Annotated in this window: 22 protein-coding genes; 6 read left to right on the plus strand and 16 right to left on the minus strand. The window is 66.0% G+C overall.

Annotation, left to right across the window (positions count from 1 at the left end):
- Positions 1-4: 4 nt before the first annotated feature.
- The 10 genes from QTI24_RS03065 to QTI24_RS03110 form a co-directional block, all read right to left on the minus strand.
- Positions 5-820, minus strand: coding sequence for a phosphoadenylyl-sulfate reductase (locus QTI24_RS03065; RefSeq protein ID WP_286598243.1), 816 nt, complete (start codon positions 818-820; stop codon positions 5-7).
- A 44-nt stretch (positions 821-864) separates the two neighbouring features.
- Positions 865-1,263 carry a DUF934 domain-containing protein gene (locus tag QTI24_RS03070; protein WP_286598245.1) on the minus strand — a complete coding sequence of 133 codons (399 nt, stop codon included), beginning with the start codon at positions 1,261-1,263 and terminating at the stop codon, positions 865-867.
- On the minus strand, positions 1,260-3,038 hold the full coding sequence (locus QTI24_RS03075; protein WP_286598246.1) for a nitrite/sulfite reductase: 1,779 nt from the start codon (positions 3,036-3,038) through the stop codon (positions 1,260-1,262). The genes QTI24_RS03070 and QTI24_RS03075 overlap by 4 nt, the downstream gene beginning before the upstream one ends.
- 263 nt (positions 3,039-3,301) lie before the next feature.
- Positions 3,302-4,114 (minus strand): SDR family NAD(P)-dependent oxidoreductase, encoded by an 813-nt coding sequence (locus QTI24_RS03080; protein ID WP_286598248.1) that lies wholly within the window; start codon positions 4,112-4,114, stop codon positions 3,302-3,304.
- A 5-nt stretch (positions 4,115-4,119) separates the two neighbouring features.
- A complete protein-coding gene (locus QTI24_RS03085) occupies positions 4,120-4,878 on the minus strand; it encodes an SDR family NAD(P)-dependent oxidoreductase (RefSeq protein WP_286598249.1) in 759 nt (252 codons plus the stop codon).
- Entirely contained in the window at positions 4,871-5,794 is a 924-nt protein-coding gene (locus tag QTI24_RS03090) for a branched-chain amino acid ABC transporter permease (RefSeq protein ID WP_286598250.1), read from the minus strand. The genes QTI24_RS03085 and QTI24_RS03090 overlap by 8 nt, the downstream gene beginning before the upstream one ends.
- A 6-nt stretch (positions 5,795-5,800) precedes the next feature.
- Positions 5,801-7,120 carry an ABC transporter substrate-binding protein gene (locus QTI24_RS03095; RefSeq protein WP_286598251.1) on the minus strand — a complete coding sequence of 440 codons (1,320 nt, stop codon included), beginning with the start codon at positions 7,118-7,120 and terminating at the stop codon, positions 5,801-5,803.
- 28 nt (positions 7,121-7,148) lie between these two features.
- The gene (locus tag QTI24_RS03100; protein ID WP_286598253.1) at positions 7,149-8,054 is read right to left on the minus strand and encodes an NAD(P)-dependent oxidoreductase; all 906 of its coding nucleotides are present in this window, start codon (positions 8,052-8,054) and stop codon (positions 7,149-7,151) included.
- A gap of 20 nt (positions 8,055-8,074) precedes the next feature.
- Positions 8,075-10,006: a bifunctional 5-dehydro-2-deoxygluconokinase/5-dehydro-2-deoxyphosphogluconate aldolase gene (locus tag QTI24_RS03105; protein ID WP_286598255.1), complete on the minus strand. Its 1,932-nt coding sequence runs from the start codon at positions 10,004-10,006 to the stop codon at positions 8,075-8,077.
- On the minus strand, positions 10,003-10,875 hold the full coding sequence (locus tag QTI24_RS03110; RefSeq protein ID WP_286598257.1) for a MurR/RpiR family transcriptional regulator: 873 nt from the start codon (positions 10,873-10,875) through the stop codon (positions 10,003-10,005). Before QTI24_RS03110 ends, QTI24_RS03105 begins: the two co-directional genes overlap by 4 nt.
- Positions 10,876-10,976: 101 nt before the next feature.
- Here QTI24_RS03110 and QTI24_RS03115 point away from each other — a divergent pair, with 101 nt between their 5' ends.
- The 4 genes from QTI24_RS03115 to QTI24_RS03130 are packed head-to-tail and all read left to right on the plus strand — an operon-like array spanning position 10,977 to position 14,134.
- Positions 10,977-12,023 (plus strand): branched-chain amino acid ABC transporter permease, encoded by a 1,047-nt coding sequence (locus QTI24_RS03115; protein ID WP_286598258.1) that lies wholly within the window; start codon positions 10,977-10,979, stop codon positions 12,021-12,023.
- Positions 12,010-12,753 (plus strand): ABC transporter ATP-binding protein, encoded by a 744-nt coding sequence (locus QTI24_RS03120; protein WP_286598259.1) that lies wholly within the window; start codon positions 12,010-12,012, stop codon positions 12,751-12,753. Before QTI24_RS03115 ends, QTI24_RS03120 begins: the two co-directional genes overlap by 14 nt.
- A complete protein-coding gene (locus QTI24_RS03125; protein ID WP_286598260.1) occupies positions 12,750-13,502 on the plus strand; it encodes an ABC transporter ATP-binding protein in 753 nt (250 codons plus the stop codon). Before QTI24_RS03120 ends, QTI24_RS03125 begins: the two co-directional genes overlap by 4 nt.
- A 5-nt stretch (positions 13,503-13,507) precedes the next feature.
- The gene (locus QTI24_RS03130) at positions 13,508-14,134 is read left to right on the plus strand and encodes an ATP-binding cassette domain-containing protein (protein ID WP_286598261.1); all 627 of its coding nucleotides are present in this window, start codon (positions 13,508-13,510) and stop codon (positions 14,132-14,134) included.
- A gap of 5 nt (positions 14,135-14,139) precedes the next feature.
- Here the strand turns inward: QTI24_RS03130 and trhA are convergent, their stop codons facing one another.
- Positions 14,140-14,754 (minus strand): PAQR family membrane homeostasis protein TrhA, encoded by a 615-nt coding sequence (gene trhA / locus QTI24_RS03135; protein WP_286599252.1) that lies wholly within the window; start codon positions 14,752-14,754, stop codon positions 14,140-14,142.
- A gap of 187 nt (positions 14,755-14,941) precedes the next feature.
- Entirely contained in the window at positions 14,942-15,151 is a 210-nt protein-coding gene (locus QTI24_RS03140) for a hypothetical protein (protein WP_286598262.1), read from the minus strand.
- 214 nt (positions 15,152-15,365) lie between these two features.
- Here QTI24_RS03140 and QTI24_RS03145 point away from each other — a divergent pair, with 214 nt between their 5' ends.
- Positions 15,366-16,307, plus strand: coding sequence for a crotonase/enoyl-CoA hydratase family protein (locus tag QTI24_RS03145; protein WP_286598263.1), 942 nt, complete (start codon positions 15,366-15,368; stop codon positions 16,305-16,307).
- 1 nt (position 16,308) lies between these two features.
- Here the strand turns inward: QTI24_RS03145 and QTI24_RS03150 are convergent, their stop codons facing one another.
- Together QTI24_RS03150 and QTI24_RS03155 are read right to left on the minus strand one after the other, a co-directional pair.
- Positions 16,309-16,527 carry a CstA-like transporter-associated (seleno)protein gene (locus QTI24_RS03150; RefSeq protein ID WP_286598264.1) on the minus strand — a complete coding sequence of 73 codons (219 nt, stop codon included), beginning with the start codon at positions 16,525-16,527 and terminating at the stop codon, positions 16,309-16,311.
- Positions 16,524-18,590, minus strand: a complete 2,067-nt coding sequence (locus tag QTI24_RS03155; RefSeq protein WP_286598265.1) for a carbon starvation CstA family protein — start codon at positions 18,588-18,590, stop codon at positions 16,524-16,526. The genes QTI24_RS03150 and QTI24_RS03155 overlap by 4 nt, the downstream gene beginning before the upstream one ends.
- Before the next feature lie 239 nt (positions 18,591-18,829).
- Between QTI24_RS03155 and QTI24_RS03160 the strand changes: the two genes are divergently transcribed.
- Positions 18,830-19,072, plus strand: a complete 243-nt coding sequence (locus QTI24_RS03160) for a hypothetical protein (protein WP_286598266.1) — start codon at positions 18,830-18,832, stop codon at positions 19,070-19,072.
- Between the two features lie 14 nt (positions 19,073-19,086).
- On the opposite strand, the gene QTI24_RS03165 is transcribed toward QTI24_RS03160, so the two are convergent.
- The gene (locus QTI24_RS03165) at positions 19,087-20,541 is read right to left on the minus strand and encodes a GntP family permease (RefSeq protein WP_286598267.1); all 1,455 of its coding nucleotides are present in this window, start codon (positions 20,539-20,541) and stop codon (positions 19,087-19,089) included.
- A 3-nt stretch (positions 20,542-20,544) separates the two neighbouring features.
- A complete protein-coding gene (locus QTI24_RS03170; protein WP_286598269.1) occupies positions 20,545-21,558 on the minus strand; it encodes a patatin-like phospholipase family protein in 1,014 nt (337 codons plus the stop codon).
- Positions 21,559-21,564 lie beyond the last annotated feature (6 nt).

Genomic DNA, 21,564 nt, shown 5'->3' on the forward strand with positions numbered 1-21,564 from the left:
GGGTTCAGTTCGGGATGGCACGAATGGGGATGGCGCGGTTCGGAAGGGGAGAGACGGGTGAGACGGCGGACAGGGGCTCGAATGCAGCGGGCTCTTCGCCCTCGTGGCTGCCGTCGGCGGCCACGTGCAGTCCGCATTCCTTGGCGCTTTCCTGCTCCCACCACCAGCGGCCCGACCGGAAGTCTTCTCCGAGGGTCACGGCGCGGGTGCAGGGCGCACAGCCGATGCTCGGGTAGAACTGGTCGTGCAGCGGGTTGTAGGGCACGTTGTGGATGGCGATGTAGTGCCACACGTCGCCCCAGGTCCAGCGCGCCAGCGGATTGATCTTGACGCGCTCGGGCTGCTGCTCGATGAACTCGACCTCGGCACGCGCGCCGGACTGCTCGCGCCGGAGGCCCGTGATCCAGGCGCGCTTGCCGGCGAGCGCACGCTCCAGCGGCTCCATCTTGCGGATGTGGCAGCAGGCCTTGCGCAATTCGAGGCTGCGGTACATCGCTTCCTCGCCGTTTTCCTTGACGAAGGCGGCCGCATCTTCCTCGACCGGGCGGTACACCTCGATCTCGCGGCCGTAGTGCGTCTGCAGGCGGTCGAGCAGGCCCAGCGTTTCAGCGTGCAGCTTGCCCGTTTCCAGCACGAAGACGCCGCTCTGAACCTGGAAGCGATGGAGGATGTCCGTCACGACCATATCCTCAGCGCCCAAGCTGGAAGCCTGCGTGATCGGCGTGAATTCGGCCGCCGCGCCTCGCAGCAGCGCCACGCTCTCGGCGAGCTTGTCGTCGAAATCGGCGGAGGGCTTGGCGTAGAGCGAGATGGCGTTCATGTCGAAATGGCTGGGCGCGCAGGGCGCTGGCTGGTTGTGGAAGTTCAGGCGGTTTCGCGTTTGAAGATCGGTGTGGCTTGCACCGCGTCACCTTGATAGAAGGCCGCAAAACGATCGAACTGGCGCTGTGCGGCGGAGGCGTCGACGCCTTCCTTGAGCACGGCACTGGAGAAGCCGGTGCGCTGCATCTGCACGAGCTGGTCGATCAGCACGTCGCCGGTGGCGCGGATATCGCCCTTGAAGCCGAGTCGGCGGCGTAGCAGGAAGGCCTGGCTGTAGGCGCGGCCGTCGGTGAACTTCGGGAAGTCCAGGTCGATGCGTTCCACGTCGTCGAGGCAGACCTCGATCGCCAGCGGATCGGCGTCGTTGGCCAGTTGCAGGACGTTCGGGTCGCCGTTGTCCACATGGTCTTCGGCAGCGATGAGTCGAAGCGTCTTGTTCATGCGGCCACCTCGACCTTGAAGCGCGCGCCGTTGGCGGCGGCCTTGAAAGGCTCGATGCCGACGCGCCGCAGCGCGTCGATGAAGGTCTCGCCCGCCTCGCGGGTATCGCGGTAGGTGTTGAGCACGGCCTCGATCACGTCCGGCACTTCGGCCGCGGAGAAGGAGGGGCCGACCACCTTGCCGGGCTGCGCCGCACCGCTGAGCGCGGAGCCGTCGGAACCGCCCAGCGTGACCTGGTACCACTCCTTGCCGTCCTTGTCGACGCCGAGGATGCCGATGTGGCCGCTGTGGTGGTGACCGCAGGAGTTGATGCAGCCGCTGATGTGCAGGTCGATCTCGCCGAGATCATCGAGCTCGTCCAGATCCTGGTAGCGCTCGGTGATGGCTTCGGCGATGGGGATCGAGCGCGCATTCGCCAGCGCGCAGAAGTCGCCGCCGGGGCAGGCGATCATGTCGGTCAGCAAGTGCACGTTGGCGCTGGCAAAGCCGGCTTCGCGCGCTGCGAGCCACAGGGCATGCAGATCTTCGGCGTGCACCCAGGGCAGCAGCAGGTTCTGGTCGTGCGTGACGCGCGCTTCTCCGGCGCTGAAACGGTCCGCCAGCAGAGCGGCCGTATCGAGCTGGTCGGCAGAAGCATCGCCCGGTGCCTGCAAGCGGCGCTTGAACGACAACGTGACCGCGCGCAGCGCCGGGTTCTTGTGCGGCGCCACGTTGCGCGCCAGCCAGCGCGCGAACATCACGTCGTCGGCGGCCTGGGCGCGCAGATCGGCGTCGGTTTCCTCGGCGCTGCGGAACACGCGGGTGGCGAGCGTCGGCGGCACGAAGGAGGCGCTCACGCGGTCGAGCTCGGCCTGCGTGACCGTGTGCGGCGCGCCGTCGTGCTCGATGATCTGCTTGTACTCGGCCTCGACGTCGTCGATGTAGCGTTGGCCCTCGGCCTTCACCAGGATCTTGATGCGCGCCTTGTAGATGTTGTCGCGCCGGCCGTAGCGGTTGTAGACCCGAATCACCGCTTCGAGGTAATTCATGATCTGGCTCCACGGCAGGAACTCGCGCAGCACGGTGCCGATGATCGGGGTGCGGCCCATGCCGCCGCCGACCTGGACGCGGAAGCCCAGGTCGCCCGCGTCGTTCTTCACGAGGTGCAGGCCGACGTCATGCCAGCCGGTGGCGGCGCGGTCTTCCTTGGCGCCGCTGATCGCGATCTTGAACTTGCGCGGCAGGAAGGCGAATTCAGGGTGCAGCGTGCTCCACTGCCGCATGATTTCGGCGAAGGGGCGCGGATCGGCGATCTCGTCGATGGCCACGCCGGCGCGCTCGTCGCTGGTAATGTTGCGGATGCAGTTGCCGCTGGTCTGGATGCCGTGCATGTCGACCGAGGCCAGCAGGTCCATCACGTCGGCCGACTTGGACAGCGGGATCCAGTTGTATTGGACGTTCTGGCGCGTCGTGAAGTGGGCGTAGTGCGTCGGCAGCTTGGCCGTGCCGAGCTTGCCCTGCGTGGCCAGCGCGGTCTTGTAGACCTCGGCCTCGGGTTCGTCGTAGACGCGCGCGATCCTGGCCAGCACGCGCAGCTGCCGGCTCGACAGCTCGCCGTAGGGCACCGCGACGCGCAGCATCGGCGCGTAGCGCTGCACATACCAGCCGTTTTGCAGCCGCAGAGGACGGAATTCGTCCTCCGAGAGCTTGCCCGTTTGCCAACGTTCGAGCTGGTCGCGGAATTGCGCCGCGCGCAGGTGCACGAACTGGCGGTCGAAATCAGTGTATTGGTACATCGTGTTGTCAGTTGCTGGAAGGCAGTGCGTCCACGGCCTCGTCAACGGGATCGAGGAATGTAGAAGCGAGCCTTATGGAAACAAACTATTTTTTGGTTCGCGCTTTATGCGGATAAGCATATTCACCAGTCCCCATGCGGGTTTGCGGGCGATTGAATGCTTATTCCGGATAAGGCGAGCGACGTCCGGATCGCCGTTGGAGCGACGAGTCCGGGTCCGAATCCCGGGGTGATTCTAGGAAAGGACGCGCCTGCGCGTGCGCGTCATTGCGTCGCGTTGATGCCGCCGTCCAGGTACAGCACCTGCCCGGTCACGAAGGACGCCGCCGGTGCGCAGAAGAACACGGCAGCGCCGGCCACGTCCTTCGGGTCGGCCACGCGGCCGAGCGGGATGCGATCCAGCAGTTGCTTGTGCGTGTCGGGGTTCGCCAGCCAGTGGCGCGCCATCTCGGTGCGCACGACGGTCGGCGCAACCCCATTGACCGTGATGCCATGCGGGGCCAGCTCGGCGGCGTGCTGGCGGATCAGCATGACCAGGCCCCCCTTGCTGCTCGCGTAGGCCGAGTAGCCGCGGCCGCGAAGCCCCAATTGCGAGCGCACCGACAGCAGATGCACCTGTGCACCGCCGCGCCCGCCGGCCATTTGATGCTTCGCCGCCGCTTGTGCCAGGAACATCGCGGACTTGAGATTGACCTGGACGACCTCGTCGAAGGCCTCTTCGGTCACGTCCAGCAAGGCCTGCTCGCGCTGGATGCCGATGCAATTCATCAGCACGTCCAACCTGCCGAAATGCGCTGCGACGGCGTCGACCGACGCCTGCATGTCGGCAACCGAATGCGCGTCCATCGCGAGACCCAGTGCGTCGTGACCGGCTTCCCTGAGCGATGCCGCCAGGGCCTGCGCCTTGGCTTCATTCCGCCCCGACACCGCCACCTTGGCACCTGCCAGCGCCATCGCCCAGGCGATGGCCTCACCGATTCCGCCATAGCCACCGGGAACGTAGGCCACCTTGCCTTCGAGTCTGAAGAGCCCCGAGAGCTCGCGAGGGAAGTCGATGCGCGGCGTGAGTTCGTCCATGGGGGTCAGTCCATTAGCAGGCCGCCGTTGAGATCGATGATCTCCCCGGTGATGAAGCCCGAGAGCGGCGAGGCCAGGAAGCGCACCACATGTGCGAATTCCTCCGGCTCGCAGAAGCGGCCGACCGGGATGTCCTTCAGCAGGGCTTGCCGCTGCTGCTCCGTGAGTTGCTCGGTGATCATGGGGGTCTTCACGTAGGCTGGCGAGATGCCGTTGGCGGTGACGCCGAAGGATGCCAGTTCGCGCGCCAGCGAGAAAGTCAGCGAGGTCAGCGCGCCCTTGGACACCGAATACGCCGTGCCCGCCGTCAACCCGCCGGTCTTCGCCGCCAGCGAGCAGGTGTTGATGATCCGGCCAGCGCGCCGTGCCTTCATCGACGGCACAACCTGCTGCGACAGGTAGAACGCGCCGTCCAGGTTCACGGCCAGCACGCGCCGCCATTCCGCCGCATCGGTCGCTTCCGCCTTGTTGTTCGACAGGATGCCCGCGTTGTTGACCAGCACGTCGATCGGCCCCAATGCTTCGACGACCTGGGCGTGGCCGCTTCGCACCGCCTCTGCGTCGCTGATGTCGAAGCAGAAGGGCTGGGCGTCGGCGCCGAGTTCCTCCGCAAGGGCCAGGGTGCGTTCCCGGTTCGCATCGACGAGCGCGACCTTGCAGCCGTCCTCCAGCAGGAACCTGGCGGCCGCGAGGCCCATGGTGCCGGCCGCGCCGGTCACCAGCGCGACCTTGCCCTGCAAGGGCTTCGAGTGAAGTTCAGGCATCGAGCACGCTCTTCTTTCCAAACAGTCCGCGCGAGCGGAAGGTGACCACCGCGATGAACAGGAGGTACATCGACATCAGGGACCATTCCGAGGCGTAGGAGCCAGTGAGCCCGACGACCATGCCGACCATCAGCCCCGCGATCACCGCGCCCCACAGCGACCCCACTCCGCCCAGCACGATGATGAGAAAAGCCGGCACCACCGCGTCCACGCCCACATGGGGCCGGATTCCCCAGATCGGCGCCATCACCACGCCGGCGATCGCCGCCAGCGCCACGCCGAGCCCGAAGACGAACAGCCGCAGGCGCGACAGATTGATGCCCAGGGCGCGCACCATCTCGCTGTCGTGCGCGCCGGCCTTGATGATTGCGCCATAGGGCGTCTTCTGCAGGAAAAGCCAAAGCAGGAAGATCATCAGTACCGCGAAGGCGCTCGCGAAGAAGCGATAGCGCGAATAGATCAGGTCGCCCATCATCACTGCACCCGAGATCGCCTGGGGCAGCGGAATCTGCTTCTCGGACGAACCCCAGACGAGCCGGATGCCCTCCTCGATCACGAGCGCGGCGCCGAAGGTCAGCAGCAGGCCGTAGAGTGGATCGCGCCCGTAGGTGCGCCGCATGCACAACTCCAGCAGCATCCCGAAGATGCCGACGAAGATCGGCGCCAGCACCAGCGCGAACAGGTAGCGCAGCTCGATCGGCAGGGCCATGTACGCCGCCTGCAACGCCGGAAACATGCCAAGCTGCGGCGCGACGATGAAGAGCGCTACGTACATGCCCAGCGCGAAGAGCGAGCCGTGCGCGAGGTTGATGGTCTCCATCACCCCCACGATCAGCATGAAGCCCAGCGCGATCAGCGCGAACAGGAGCCCGAGCGAGACGCCGTTGACCAGATGCGGGACGAGCTGCGTGAGCATTTCTTTTCAGACGTCGTAGCTCGGCGTGGCGTCGTAGCTCTCGAGCTTGCAGGTGCCTTGCGCTTGCGTGTCCATCACGTCCTTCGGATTGGCCTGCGTGATGATCTTGAAGATGTCGTCCTTCTCCACCGGCTTGTCGTTGTACTTCGCCATGTAGATGGTCTGCTGGCACTGGTGCGTGACGGGGTCCATCCAGGCGTCGAAGTGCTGCAGCCGGTCCACCGCCTTCATCTGCCGGCCTTCGAGTTTCTTGATGACCGCGATGTTCTGCGTCGTGCCGGCTTCCTCGGTGCAGCGCAGCAGCTCGCGCGTCGCCATGTAAGTGTTGTGATAGACGTTGCCGGGAACGCGGATCGCAACGCCCGGGTACTGCTTCTGGTAGGCGGCGACGAACTCCTTCACGCCCGGCAGGTCGAGCCGGTAGTACCAGGTGGTGCCGAAGACGCCGAAGATCGCGTCGGGGCCGAGGCCATAGACGTCGGGCCAGTCCTGCTGGTTGTTGATCCAGGCCATCGATTCGTTGAGCTTGAGCTGCACCACCTGCTGGCGCAGCGCCTTGATGTCGTCTCCGCCGACCGCGGTGGCCACCACGTTGGGCTTGAGTTGTTGAAGCTTCAGCAGATAGGAAGAGAAGTCGCGCGTGTTCTGCGGAATCAACAGCTCGTCGATGATCTTGCCGCCGTTGGCCTCGACGATGTCGCGCGTGGCCTTCGAGGTCGTGTGGCCCCAGACGTAGTCGTTGGTCAGCAGCACCCAGTTGCGGCCGTTCGCCGTGATCGCGTTCTTGACGATCGCGTTGGAGAAATTGGTGCCGTTGCCGTCCCAGACGAACTTGGTGCGGTGGCAGTCCTTGCCGGCCTCGGTAGGTGAGCTGGAGTTGGTGTTGAGGAAGACGGTGCCGTACTTCTGCGCCACCTGCGAGATCGCGTTCGACACGCCCGAGTGCACCGCGCCGATCAGGAAGGCGGCCTCGTTGCGCGTGATCATGCGTTCGGCGATGCGCGAGCCTGTCGCGGGGGTGGTCTCGGTGTCCATGTGGATCGCCTCGATGCGCCGGCCGAGCACGCCACCCTTGTCGTTGAACTCCTTGATCGCCATCATCGCGCCCAGCCGCTCCTCGCCGCCGGAGGCTGCGTACATGCCGGAGGTGTCCATCGTGAGCCCGATCACCAGCGGCTTCTTCTGCGCTGACTGCGCCCAGACGCGGTTGTGCTTCCACGGCCCCATGAACGGGGCGACGCCGTAGAGACCGGCGCCGGCGAGCGCGAGGCCGGCGCCCTTGAGCAGCTTGCGGCGGGAATCCGATGGGTTGTCTGTCTTGCTCATGGTGTTTGTCTCCTGCAGTTGGTATGGACTAGCGCGGAACGATCTTCACGTCGTTGATCTTTTCCTGGGCCTCGAAGAGCGAGGCGATCAGCTTGTCGCCGAAGCCCAGGTTCACGGCCTGGACCAGGCTCTGGTGCGTGGCCTCGCCCATGAAGCTCGACACGGGCAGGGCCTCGGCCAGGTGGGTGTAGTAGCGCAGGTCCTTCTGCGCATTGGCGATACCGAACTTGAAGCCGTCGACGGAGCCATCGACCAGCGTCTTGGCGGTCATCATCTGGAAGATGCCGCAGTTGACGCCGCCGACCGACACCACGTCGTAGAGGCGCTTCAGGTCCAGCCCCGACTTGGCGGCGACAGCGAAGGCCTCGGCGATGCAGCTCGCGAAGCTCATGGCCATCATGTTGTTCACCAGCTTGAGCACGTGGCCATGGCCCGGCGGGCCGACGTGGAAGATGTTTTCGCAGAAGGCCTTGAGCACGGGCTCGATGGCCGCGAAGTCCTCGGCGTCGGCGCCGACCATGGTGTTGAGCCGGCCTTCCTCGGCTTCCTTCGGCGTGCGCGCCAGTGGCGCATCGATGAAGTTCACCCCCTTGGCCGCAAAGTCGGCGCGGATTCGCGCGCTCGACGATGGCTCGGCCGTGGAGCAGTCGACCACTCGCAGTCCCGGTCGTGCGGCGTCGAGAAGGCCGTCGGCACCGTAGACGATCTCCTCCACCTGCGGCGACCCGGTGACGCAGATGAAGACGACGTCGACATCGGTCGCCGTGGCCGCGTGCGTGTCGGCCTCGGTGGCGCCAGCGGCCAGCAGGTCCTCGAGGTTGGTGCGGTTGCGGTGCGCCTTGAGCTTGACCGGAAAGCCCTTCGCGAGCAGGTTCCTGGCCATGCCGTGCCCCATCATGCCGATGCCGATGAAGCCGATCCTTGCGGTGGTCATGGGATGTTCCTTGGAAAGTTTCAAACGAGACTGGTGGTGTGGCCGGCCCGGGCGTCGCGCCAGAGCCGGATGAGCCCGGCGTAACGGGCGCCGACGTGGTCGATGACCTGCGCGTCGTCGAGCCGGCGCGCGAACCATCCGGCGGCGGCATCCGCGAAGATCGAGCGGCCGACCGCGAAACCGCGACAGATCGCATGGGGCGCAGCCGCTTCGAATCCCTGCCGCAACACTTCTTCGCTGGCTTCCAGGCCCAGCAGCAACACACCGCGGCAGTGCGGGTCGTGATCCTGGACCACGGCGGCGATGCGCTCCCAGGCTTCGGCCGATGCGGAGGGTGGGAGCTTCCACCAGTCGGGACGAATGCCGGCCTCGTAGATCTGGCCCAAGGCCCGCGCCAGCGTGTCGTCGTCGGCGGGCATGTCGCGCGGCGGAATGACCTCGACCAGGAATTCGTGAAAGGTCGCGACGCTCGCGGCCTGCAGTTCGGTGAGGCGCGCCAGTTGCGTGGCGCGCAGTGCGGCTGGATCGTCCGGATGCCAGGCCACCAGGCATTTGGCGACATGCTCGGCCGGCCAGTTGCGCATCTCCAGCATCAGCGGCTGGGCCGACTCGAAGGCCAGGGGCCGCGAGCCAGGCAGTTCGACCGGCCGCGCGACCCACCAGCCCTTGCCGGTGAGGGCCGGCAGGATGTCGAAACCGAAGCGGGCGTCGAGGATCATCCCGGCGTCGAGGTCGCGATCGGCTTCAGCCCGAGCGACGCGGCGTGCGGCCTCGGCCACCAGGGATTTGAAAGCCTCGATGCGCTCGCGGCCGCCGCCATGCCGCGCGGCGAGTTCGTCGAGCTGGACCCGATGGTCGAAGGCCAGAATGCAGAGCTCTTTCCAGCGGCGGGTGCGGGTGCTGACGCGGTGCAGATGCTCCAGGTCCACGTCCTCACGCAGCCGCCGCGTTCGAGAGCCGACCGCCAGGAAATGCTGCAGTTCTGTCCAGCTCGGCATCGCCGGCGCGCAGCCATGGCGCGACACCACGAGTGCGCCGCAGGCGTTGGCGTAGGTGCAGCAGCGTTCCAGCGCCTCGTCCTTGAGCCAGCCTCGGAGGAATCCCGCCATGAAGGCGTCGCCGGCGCCGAGCACGTTGAAGACATCGACGGGGAAGCCCGGACCGCGCAGGCCGTCCTCGATCCGCTCGGGGATGGCGCCGTCGAATACCACGCAGCCCATGGGACCGCGCTTCACCACGATCGTGCCGGCCGTGAGCGAGCGAAGGCGGCGGATGGCCGTCAGAGTGTCCGAGCTGCCGCCCGCGATGTGGATTTCCTCTTCGGTTCCCACCACCAGATCGCACGACGGAATCACCGTCTGGAAATGCGCGCTGACCTGCTCCGAGGGCACGAAGCGTTGCTCGCCCATGCCGGGACTGGTCAGTCCCCAGAGCACGGGGCGGTAGTCGATGTCGAGCACCACGCGCGTCCCACTCGCTTTCGCTTGCCGAATGGCCGTGCGGCAGGCCTGGTAGGTCTGCGGCTGCGACAGGTGCGTGCCGGAGAGCAGCAGGGCGGTCGCAGAGGCGATGAAGCCGGGGGTGATATCGGCTTCGTCGATCGCCATGTCGGCACAGTTGTCGCGGTAGAAGACGAGAGGGAAGGTCTCGCGGTCCTGGATGCCGAGGAACACCAGCGCCGTGAGCCGCTTCGGATCGGTCTTCGCATGGCTCACGTCCACGCCCTCTGCCGCCAGCGTCTCGCGCACGAAGCGTCCGTTGTGCTCGTCGCCGACCCGCGTGAGCATCGCGGGCTTGAGCCCCAGACGTGCCACGCCGACTGCCGTATTGGCCGGCGACCCGCCCAGGTACTTGGTGAAGCTCAGCATGTCTTCCAACCGGCCGCCGATCTGCTCCCCATAGAGGTCGACCGCGGCCCGCCCCATGCAGATGACATCGAAAGGTCTTGTCATGACAGCTTCTTGGCTGCGGGCGTCTTGCGGGCCCGCGGGTGGCTGGCCTGCTCGGCCAGGAGATGTCCGGTGCTGACGACGAGTGCCTGCGCGAGGCACAACGGCGCTACCAGGGAACGGAACGGTTTCGATGAATCGTCGGCCAGCTCGAAGCAGACCGTGGCCGACGCCTTCAGCGGCGACAGCGGCCCATCGGTGATCGCGATCACCGCCGTGCCGCGCTCGCTCGCCGCCTGCGCCGCGTCGAGCACCTCCGGCGAGTAGTTGCGAAAGCTGGCGACCAGCAGCACATCGCCTGGCGCCACTGCGCGCAGGCTCTCGCGCAGCATGCCGCCGGCACCGTCGAGCAGGTGCGTGCGCAGTTCGAGCTGGCTCAACGCGTAGGCAAGGTAGCCGGCGACCGGAAAGGCCCGGCGCTGCGCGAGCACATGGATGTGCGGCGCGCTGGCAATCAGCTTGACGGCCTGCGTGAGGTCCGCCTCATGGATCATCTCTTCGAGCTGGCCCAGCTCGCCGACAGAGTCCATCGCCAGTTGATGCAGCACGCTGCCCGGCGCGCGCGCGCCGTTGGTCTGCTTGCGGCGCATCTCCACGATGCGTTCGCGGTAGCTCGACGAGCGCTCCACCAGATGGCCGCGAAAGACCTGCTGCATCTCGGAGAAACCGCCATAGCCCACCGCGTTGGCGAAGCGGATCATGGCGGACGGCTGGACCTCGGCGGCTTCGGCAATGGCGGCCACCGTGCCCAGCGCGAGATCATCCGGACGCTCCAGGGCGTGGCGGGCGATGCGCTGCAGCTGCTTCGACATACCGGGGTAGGCCTGCGCGATCCGGTTCTTCAGTTGCTCGTAGGTGGCGATCGGGTCCATGTCGAAAAAAATAGAATGAATATTCTTGAACGTTTCGATATTAGAACGTACATTCTGTTTTGTCCAACGTCAAATTTCAAGAATCTGGAGACAAGTCGTTCATGCAACTCGCTGCTGGTCGCGCCGCACTGTTTCCTGCGCCCATGGTCTTGCTACTGGCCTTCCTGGTGTCCACGCCGCTGTGGATTGCGCAGGTGGGGCTCTATCAGTACCTGGCGCTCGAAATCATGATCTGGATGATGTTCGCGCTGGGCTACAACCTCCTGCTCGGTTTCACGGGGTTGCCGTCCTTCGGGCACGGGGCCTACTTCGGCATCGGCGCCTACGCCTTCGGCCTGCTGCAACTCAAGGTGTGGCCCAACCTGTGGTTCGACCTGTTCGGCGCGGTGCTGATCGCTGCCAGCCTGGGCGCGCTGGTCGCACTGTTCATATCGCACCGGCGCGGCATCTACTACGCGCTCCTCACCATCGCTTTCGGGCAGGTGTTCTGGTTCGTCGCCAACAAGTGGCACTCGATGACGGGTGGTGAAGATGGCCTGCTCAATATCCGTCGACTGCCGGTGGACCTGGGCTTCGCATCCTTCAGCCTTGCAAGCAACAACGCGCTGTTCTATTTCTGCCTTGCCGTCTTCGCCGTGGTGCTCGTGGCACTGTGGCGGGTGGTCCATTCGCCGCTGGGACGCGTGCTGAGCGCGATCAAGCAGAACGAGACGAGGGCCGCTTTCGTGGGCTACAACGTCTGGCTCTACAAGTGGCTGGCCTTCACCTTGTCGGCTGGTGTGGCGGGCCTCTCGGGCGCGCTGTTCGCCATGGCGCAGCAATCGGCCTATCCCAACGTGATGAGCCTGCACAACTCGGGCTTCGTCGTGATGATGGTGCTGGTGGGCGGCGGCCTCGTCAGCTTCTGGGGGCCGGTGATCGGCGCGGCCTTCTTCATCCTCGCGCGCGACTTGCTGGGTGTCTACACCGAGACGTGGCTGCTCTGGTATGGCCTCATCTTCATGGCGATGGTGATCTTCAAGCCCGATGGCATCGCCGGGATCTGGCAGGCATGGCGACATCGGCCGTCGGCCGGCCGGCGGGTGTTGGCGGCCACGGCGGCGGTGCCGGTGGCATTGGTTCAGCGAGGTGCAGATGAAGCTGTTTGAAGCAACAGGACTGTCCAAGCGGTTCGGCGATCAGGTGGTGCTCGAAGACATCACGCTGGACTGCGAGGAGGGTGAACTCGTCGGCATCATGGGGCCGAACGGCGCGGGCAAGACGACCTGCTTCAACGTGCTCACGGGCCGCTTCAAGCCTGACCGGGGCACCGTGCGCTTCGCGGGCGAGGACATCACCGGACTCGCACCGCGCGAGATCGCACGCAGGGGCATCTCGCGTTCCTTCCAGATCATGAATCTGTTCGACGACTACTCGGCTCTGGACAACGTGCTGATTGCGACGCCGCACGTGCGCAAGCAAGGATTCAATCCGTGGCGCGACCTGGGCGCGGACAGCACCGCGCAGGACCTCGCCGCAACGGTGCTCGACAGCGTGGGTCTCGCGGGCAAGGAGCGCTCGCAGGCCAAGAGCCTGTCGTATGGCGAACGCCGGGCGCTGGAGATCGGCGTCGCGCTCGCGGCCGAGCCACGCATGCTCTTCCTCGACGAGCCGACGGCAGGACTCGGTGCGGAGGGCACGGCGCGCCTGGCGGAACTGGTGGCGCGCTTGAGGAAACGACTGACGATCATGATCATCGAGCACGACATGAAGTTTCTCTTCGGGCTGGCCGACCGGATCTCGGTGATCCACTGGGGCCAGGTCATTGCGCAGGGCACGCCGGATGCGTTGCGGCAGAACGAGTGGGTCGCGCGCTCCAATCTGGGGACGCTCGCATGAGCGCGGTCGCCATCTCGCGCGCGCAGCCGTTTGCGGAAGCAGGGCAGGCTGCGCTGCTTTCCATCGACCATATCGACACCTACTATGGCGAGACGCAGGCGCTGTTCGATGTTTCGCTGCGCGTCGGCGCGGGCGAAGTGGTTGCGTTGCTCGGCCCGAATGGCGCGGGCAAGACCACCACGCTGCGCTCGATCCTCGGCCTGACGCCGCCCGGTGTCGGCACGGTCCATTTCGACGGCCGAGACATCACACGGGCGTCCACCCACGAAATCGCCCGCTGCGGCGTCGGCTGGGTGCCCGACGACCGACGCATCTTCCCGACGCTCACGGTCGCGCGCAACCTCGCGATCGCGCGCAAGAAGTCCCGTTTCCGCGCATGGAGCGAGAAGGAGTGCTTCGAGATCTTCAGCGCGCTCGAGTACCTCATGCACCGTGAATGCGAAAACCTCTCCGGTGGCGAGATGCAGATGGTCGCCATCTCTCGCGCTTTGCTCGGGTCGCCGGGGCTCGTGCTGTTCGACGAGCCGAGCCAGGGGCTCGCGCCGAAGGTGGTGCAAGACGTGATGAAGACGATCACGCGTCTCAAGGCCGAAGGCGTCGCGGTGCTGGTCGTCGAGCAGAACGTGCAGAGCGCGCTGGACGTCGCGGACCGCGTGTATGTGATGAACCTGGGCAGCATCGTCCACGAAGGCCCGGCCGATGCGCTGCGGCGCGACGCGACGCTGCGGCGCCAACTGCTGGGAGTGTGAGGACGATGAGTGCACCGCTTCTCCGCGTCGTACAGGTCGGCAAGCAATACACCCGCGGCCTGATTCGGCCGCAGGTCACGTTCTCGCTCGCAGCCGATTTCGAGGTCGCCGAGCCCACCGTGGTGGGCGTGCTCGGGCCCAACGGCTCGGGCAAGACGACGCTGTTCGAACTCATGACCGGCAGCAACCTGCCTGACGCCGGCCACGTGCTGGTCAACGGGCAGGACATCCACCGCGTGCGAACGCGCGAGCGCGACCGGCTGGCGATCCACTACCACCAGTCCTACCAGGTACGTTCGTTCCAGCGCACGCGGCCGAACTTCATGCTCGAACATTCGCTCAGCGATTCACCGCTGGTGCATCTGTTCGACGAGCCTCAGTTCAACACGCAGGACGGCTACATCGGCTTCATGCTGGAGTTCTTCAAGAAGCTGCGGGGCGCAGGGCGCGTGGTGTTCCTCTGCCTGCATCCGAACGAGCCGTATCACATCGATATCCTGCGCGAGAGCTGCGAGCGATTCATCTTCGTGCAGAAAGGCGTGGTGACGCAGGTGCCGAGTTTCGCGGCGCTCATGGGCGACGACCGCGTGCGTGGCTACCTCGGCGCACTCGCGCCGGTGCGCGAGCGATAGCTCGGTTAGAGCACGAACTGCGTCACCGTGATGTAGTGGCAGAGCGTGCCGCCGAGCACGAACATGTGCCAGGTCCCATGCGCGTGACGCCACCCCCGGGGATTGCGGTAGAAGACCGTGCCCGCCGAATAGAGCGCAGCGCCGACCATCAGCCAGGCCAGCCCTTCGCTGTCGAGCCGCATGATGAGCGGCGCGCCGACCAGGACGCCGAGCCAGCCCATGCCCATGTAGAGCAGCAACGATGTCTTCGGTGGCTCGGCGGGGCGCAGCTCGCGACCGATGCCGAAGATCGCCGCGCCCCAGATCGCGGCCAGCAGCGCCCACCCCCATGCGCCCTGCAGCGTGACCAGCGCAAAGGGCGTGTAGCTGCCCGCAATGAGCAGGTAGATCGCGCAGTGGTCCATCCGTTGCCAGAACAGCTTCATGCGACCGCGAGTGCTGTGGAAGAGCGTCGACGCCGCATAGAGCGTCATCATCGAGATCGCGAACACCAGAGCGCTGGCCATCTTCGCCGGATCGCCGTCCGGCATCGTCTTTGCGATCAATACGGCCGAGCCTGCCGTCGCCAGCAGCAGCCCGAGCAAGTGGCTGTATCCGTTGAAGCGTTCGCCGTGGTACATGGTGGCCGCCGAGTCATGTGGATAGAAGGTGTCCAGTGGGCCGAAGCATTGCTGCAGCCTGATGACATGAGACACGACTCCGCGTCGCCGCGCATCAACCGTTGGCGCTGGCGAATCGGCCAGCGCGCGGCACCTGCCTCTGTCCATCGACAGACCGTGTGCGTATGCACTCCGGTCATCGGCGAGGTCAGCGTCGGTCGCGATAGACCATCATCAGTTGACTTGCCGAGAACTTTTGCTCACTTCCGACCGGATCGGCGTCTTCGTCTTCATCGCCGGGCCCGCTGGAGCGGAGGGTGTGATGCGGTGTCGCTTCGACCTCCGTCGGGAAACGAAACGCGCTGAGATGGCGCGCCAGGGAGGGCTCGAAGTCGGACTGGGGCATGGCGAGCGGCATGGTGGATTCTCCTGTTGCCTTTGCCACTACCGTAGATGCGTCGGCCCGCTGCGGGTGTAGGCGCCTGGCGCCGCGCAACGACGCTTCGGCTGATTTGCGGCTTCCTGCGGTCCTACGAAATCGCTTCCTTGTCCGCCGTGTCGTACATCGCTTTGCGCCAAACGGCCGGGTGAAGTGAAATCGTGAACTGCTGCCCACAAGTACAGGAGACCTCATGCCAGCGTTCAACACCGTTCTCATCGACAGGGACGCCCAGCATCCGCGCATCGCACGGCTGCTGCTCAACCGCCCCGACAAGCTCAATGCCATCGGCAACACGACGCCCTCGGACATCCGGCGCGCGGTCGAATGGGCGCAAGCCGATGACGAAGTACACGTCATCGTCGTCGAGGGCGTCGGCCGGGCTTTCTGCGCCGGCTACGACCTGAGTGAATACGCCGAAGGCAAGGACCTCGAAGGCAGTTCCGACCATCCCTGCCGCCAGGAAAAGACACCTTGGGACCCGATGCTCGACTACGCCGCGATGAAGGCCAACACCGACGACTTCATGTCGCTGTGGCGCTGCGCCAAGCCCACCATCGCAAAGGTACACGGCTACGCGGTGGCCGGCGGCAGCGACATCGCCCTGTGCTGCGACCTGCTGGTGATGGCGGACGACGCGAAGATCGGCTACATGCCCACGCGCGTCTGGGGCTGCCCGACGACCGCGATGTGGACCTACCGCCTCGGCGCGATGCGTGCCAAGCAACTCATGTTCACCGGCGACACGATCACCGGAGCGCAAGCCGCTGAATGGGGGCTTGCCAACTTCTCGACGCCCGCCGAGCAACTCGACGAAGCCACGCTGCAACTGGCGCTGCGCATCGCGGGCGTGCCGCGCTCGCAGCTGATGATGCACAAGCTCGTCGTCAACCAGGTCTGGCACTCGATGGGCCTGGAGCAGTCGCAGATGTTCGCGACCGTGTTCGACGGCATCACGCGCCACAACCCCGAGGGAATGTGGTTCCGCCGCCATGCGGAGGTGGAGGGCTTCAAGAGCGCCGTTGAATGGCGCGACAGCGGCAGGGCGATTCCCGAGGGGGACGAAGCCAGGGCGCTGGTGAAGGATCTCGAAGCGCGGCTGGCCCGGGCCAGGGCCGCGCTCGACGGTGCGTAGGTCAGCAGCAGCGAGCGCCGCCCTTGCCGTACCGGCGCTCGATCACCCGCGCGCAGTATTCGCTGCGCGACAACACGGGCGCGCCCGGATGCAATCCCGCTGCATGCGCGAGGTAGCGCTCATAGTCCGGCATGCCGAAGACCTGGCGGCACACGGAGCAGATGCTTCGGATGTTCTGGCCCAGCCAGCGTTGTGCACCGGCTTCGCGTTCGTCGCTCATGGCAAGGCTCCCTGTGCGCCGGTCAGTGGCGGAATCTCCTGGGCGGTCGGCTTGGCCTGCTTCAGCGCCTGCATGCAGATCTTGGCCGCGAAGATGCACATCGCGACCACCAGCAGTACGAAGAATCCGCAGACGAACGCATCGAGGTAGTTGTTGAAGGCAACGCGCTGCATTTCCTCGATCGACTTGGCCGGCGCGATCACCTTGCCTTGCGCGGCCGCATCGCCGAACTTGTGCGCCAGTGCAAGGAAGCCGATGGCAGGGTCGGGATGGAAGATCTTCTGCACGCCCGCCGTCAGCGTGGTGACGAGCAGCCAGGCCGTGGGCACCAGCGTGACCCACACGTAGCGCTGGCGCTTCATCTTCACGAGCACGCTGGTGCAGAGCAGCAGGGCGATGCCGGCCAGCATCTGGTTGCCCACGCCGAAGAGTTGCCAGAGCGTGTTGATGCCGCCGAGCGGATCCACCACGCCCTGGTACAGGAAATAGCCCCACATTGCGACGCACAGCGCGGTGGCGATGAGGTTGGCGGGCAGAAATTCCGTGTTGCCCAGCGGCTTGTACACGTGGCCCAGCATGTCCTGGATCATGAAACGGCCCACGCGCGTGCCCGCATCGACCGCGGTCAGGATGAACAGCGCCTCGAACAGGATCGCGAAGTGATACCAGAACGCCTCCATCGACTTGCCGCCGAAGGCCTGCCCGAGGATCTGCGCCATGCCCACCGCCAGCGTCGGTGCGCCGCCGGCGCGCGAGAGGATGCTGGTCTCGCCGATGTCCTTGGCCGTTTGCGTGATCAGTTCCGGCGTGATGACGAAGCCCCACCCTGAGATCACCTGCGCCGCGCTGGCAGCCGTCGTGCCGATGACCGCGGCCGGCGCGTTCATCGCGAAGTAGATGCCCGGATCCAGCACGCTCGCGGCCGTGAGCGCCATCACCGCGACAAAGGATTCGGCCAGCATGCCGCCGAAGCCGATGAAGCGCATGTGTGATTCCTTCTCGACCATCTTGGGCGTCGTACCCGAGGAGATCAGTGCATGGAAGCCCGATACCGATCCGCAGGCGATGGTGATGAAGAGAAACGGAAAGAGTTTGCCCGAGAACACCGGTCCGGTGCCATCGATGAAGCGCGTGGTCGCCGGCATTGCCAGCATGGGTGCGACGTAGTAGATGCCGAGCGCCAGCGCGACGATCGTGCCGATCTTCAGGAAGGTGCTCAGGTAGTCGCGCGGCGCCAGCATCAGCCACACGGGCAGGCTGGCGGCGATCGCGCCGTAGATGATCAGCGCCCAGGCAAGCTGCGGGCCGGTGAGCGTGAACAAGGGCGCCCAGGTCGGGCTTTCGGCGACCGCACGCCCGAGAAAGATCGACAGCAGGAGCAGCACCACGCCGAAGGCCGAGGCTTCGCCGACCTGTCCGGGGCGGATGATGCGCATGTAGATGCCCATCAGCAGCGCGATCGGGATGGTCGCGAAGATGGTGAAGAGGCCCCACGGGCTTCCGGTCAGCGCCTTGACGACGATCAGCGCCAGCACCGCGAGGATGATGATCATGATCGCCAGCACGCCCACCAGCGCCAGCGTGCCGGGGATGGGGCCCAGCTCCATCTTGATCATCTCGCCGAGCGATTTGCCGTCGCGCCGCACGGACGCGAAGAGCACGATGAAATCCTGCACGGCGCCGGCCAGCACCACTCCTGAGAGGATCCACAGCGTTCCAGGCAGGTAGCCCATCTGCGCGGCGAGCACCGGGCCGACCAGCGGACCGGCGCCAGCGATGGCGGCGAAATGGTGGCCGTAGAGCACCCATTTGTTCGTCGGAACGTAGTCCATGCCGTCGTTGTGGCGGATGGCCGGCGTGGGGCGCGAGTCGTCCAGACGCAAAACTTTGTCGGCGATGAACTTGCTGTAGAAGCGGTAGGCGATGAAGTAGACGCAGAGCGCCGCGGTCACCAGCCAGACCGCATTGACGCTTTCGCCGCGCCCCAGCGCCAGCGCGCCGAAGGAGATGGCCCCCACGATGGCCACCGCCGGCCACAGCAAGAGGGATGTGAGCTTGTTCATGGCGCCGCTCCTCTCAAAAAGAACAGGTCCGGGCCGAGCGGACGTCAGACGACTCCTTGGGCGGTCGCCATCATCCTGCCGCGGCGTCCCGCGCGCAAGGCGAAGGAGTGTCCGGCCTGCAACCGGGCGAAATGACTACCGCCTAAGCGATATAGACCTACACACCCACAAGGTAATACATAAGTAGTCTGGAAAGGAACACTCAGGGAGCCGTCGTGCAACGATTGAGAAAAGGCGAAATGACACGGCTGCACCGCGCGGTCGTCATGAGCCGTCTCGCAGTCGACGCGGCACGCGGAGAACTCATCGAGGCGCTGGGCGACTGGATGTGCGGGAGCCACAAGCCGCCGCCGAGTCCCGAGGAGATCGCGGAGTTGGCCCGCCTTGTCGAGACACAGGAACAGGCCGAGGCAAACTACGCGCGGTGTATCGCCGCGCTGTCCGACGAGTGGGTCTCGCACGCGCGCCGCAAGGCCGGCTGAGCGTCAGGCGCGCTTCAGAAGGATCCGAAGGCTGTACCGAGCGCGATCACGGCGATCAGCGCGATCAGCGCGCCGACGATGCCCACCATCACGATGTCGAAATAGCTTTCGCGGTGACCCGTGCCACACACCGCAAGCAGGGTGACGACCGCGCCGTTGTGCGGCAGGCTGTCGAGTGTGCCCGCGCCGATCACCGCCACGCGGTGCATCAGGGCCGGGTCGATTCCGGCCGTCGCGGCCAACTGCATGTAGGTGGCGCCCAGCGCATCGAGCGCGATCGTCAAGCCGCCCGAGGCCGATCCGGTCAGCGCAGCCAGGATGTTGGTCGACAGCGCCAGCGACACCAGAGGGCCGCCGCCGATGCCAAGCACCCAGTCGCGCACCATCTCGAAGGCCGGCATGGCGGCGACCACCGCGCCGAAGCCCACCAGGCTGGCCACGCACACGACCGGCAGCACCGAGGCGTTCGCGCCCGCGTCGACCGTTGCGCGCAGCGAAGGCAGGCGATTCCAATTCAAGACCACCAGCAGGACGATGGCAGCAGTCAGCGCGACAAGCACCGCCCAGACGCCGCCCACGTTCGCAAGAGTGATGCCGCCGAACCGTGGCTCTTCGAGGTAGCTCGTGTCCAGGCTTGGCAGCACCACGAGTGCCATCAGAAGATTCACGAGGACGACCACGACCAGCGGCAGTAGCGCGACCACGATGCCCGGCTGGCCAGCGCCATGCTGGCCATGGGTGATTTCGGCCGGGTCGAAGCTGCCGGAAGTCGTCGCGCGTTCGCGCACCACCGGGTCTTCGGCGGCGCCCACGTGCTTGTCGACCGCAACGGGGGCGTAACTTTCGCCGGACCGGCGTGCGCCGCCCTCGGCGCGGCGCAGCCACCACATGCCGAAGCCGAGCATGATGGCCGCCGCGATCACGCCGAGCCCGGGTGCGGCGAAGGCTGTGGTGCCGAAGAAGGGCATCGGGATCGCGTTCTGGATGGCCGGCGTGCCCGGCAGCGCGGACATCGTGAAGGTCGACGTGCCCAGTGCAATGGCCGCTGGCATCAGGCGCGCCGGAATGTCCGCTGCGCGGAACAGCGCGTGCGCCATGGGCGCGAGTACGAAGAAGGCGACGAAGAGACTTACCCCGCCGTAGGTCACGAGCGCACCAGCGAGCACCACCGCGAGCATCGCGCGCTTGGGGCCGAGCTTTTCGGTCATGAAGCGCGCGATCGTCTGCACCGAGCCGCTGTCGTCCATCAGCTTGCCGAAGACCGCGCCGAGCAGGAAGAGCGGGAAGAACTGCGCCAGGAAGCCGGCGGCCGAGCTCATGAAGGTTTGCGTCCAGTGCGCGAGCAGCGGCTCGCTCGCGAAGAGCGCCGCGATCAGCGCCGCGGCAGGCGCCAGGACGAGCACGCTCCAGCCGCGGTAGGAGAGCCAGATGAGCAGGCCGAGGCCTACGAAGATGCCTGCGAGTCCCATGGCTCAGACTCCTTCCAGCAAGGCGTCGAGATCGAGCGTCGAACGCTTGCCGATGTCGCCTGCGTGCGCATCGATGAACGCGCTCGCGGTGTGCCGTCCTTCGTCGCGCAGTTTGCACAGGAAGGCCCACTCCGTGATCATCTTCGACGAATAGCCGAGGTCCAGCATGGCCTCCGTGGCGATGCGATGGATGCGCATGCGCGCCCAGGCAGCGCCTTCGCCGCGGCCGGGGTCCGCCACCTGATGCAGCAGGGCGATCATGCGAAGTTCCTTCAACAGCGGCGAGTTGAACGAGATCTCGTTGAGCCGGTTCGTGATGTCCTGCGCGCTGCGCGGCACGCCCGGACGCTCGACCGGATTGATCTGCACGAGGATGGTGTCGCTCGACTGGCACTCGCGGATCAGCGGCGTCATCGTCGGATTGCCGGCGTATCCGCCGTCCCAGTAGGGATCCCCGTCGATTTCGACCGCATGGAACATGGTCGGCAGGCACGCCGATGCCAGCAGAACGTCAGGGCCGATCTCGGCATTGCGGAACACGCGCCCTCTGCCGGTGCGCACATTGGTCGCCGTCACGAAGAGCTTGATCGGCGAGGAGGCGAGGCGCTCGAAGTCGATCAGGTCGGCCAGGATGCCGCGCAGCGGGTTCATGCCTTGCGGATTGAGGTCGTAGGGCGACCACAGGCGCGTCGCCATCTCGATCGCCACGAAGGCCGGCGAGCTATCGAGCGACCAGGTCCCGGTCATCATCTCCGTCCAGCCGCGTCGGAAGGGGCTGTAGCGGGCCGCATCGGAGACGCCGCGCCAGAAGTTCTCCAGGGCTTCGCGTGCGCCCTCGGGGCCGCCTGCGGCGTGACCGCAGGCGAGTACGGCCGCATTCATCGCGCCGGCCGAAGTGCCCGAGATGCCGTCGAGGCGCACCCAGGGTTCTTCCAGCAGGCGGTCGAGCACGCCCCAGGTGAAGGCGCCATGGGAGCCGCCGCCTTGCAGTGCAAGGTCGATAGGTAGAGTTTTCATTGGTTC

The organism is Variovorax sp. J22P240 (genome assembly GCF_030316855.1).
Taxonomy (GTDB): Bacteria; Pseudomonadota; Gammaproteobacteria; order Burkholderiales; family Burkholderiaceae_C; genus Variovorax.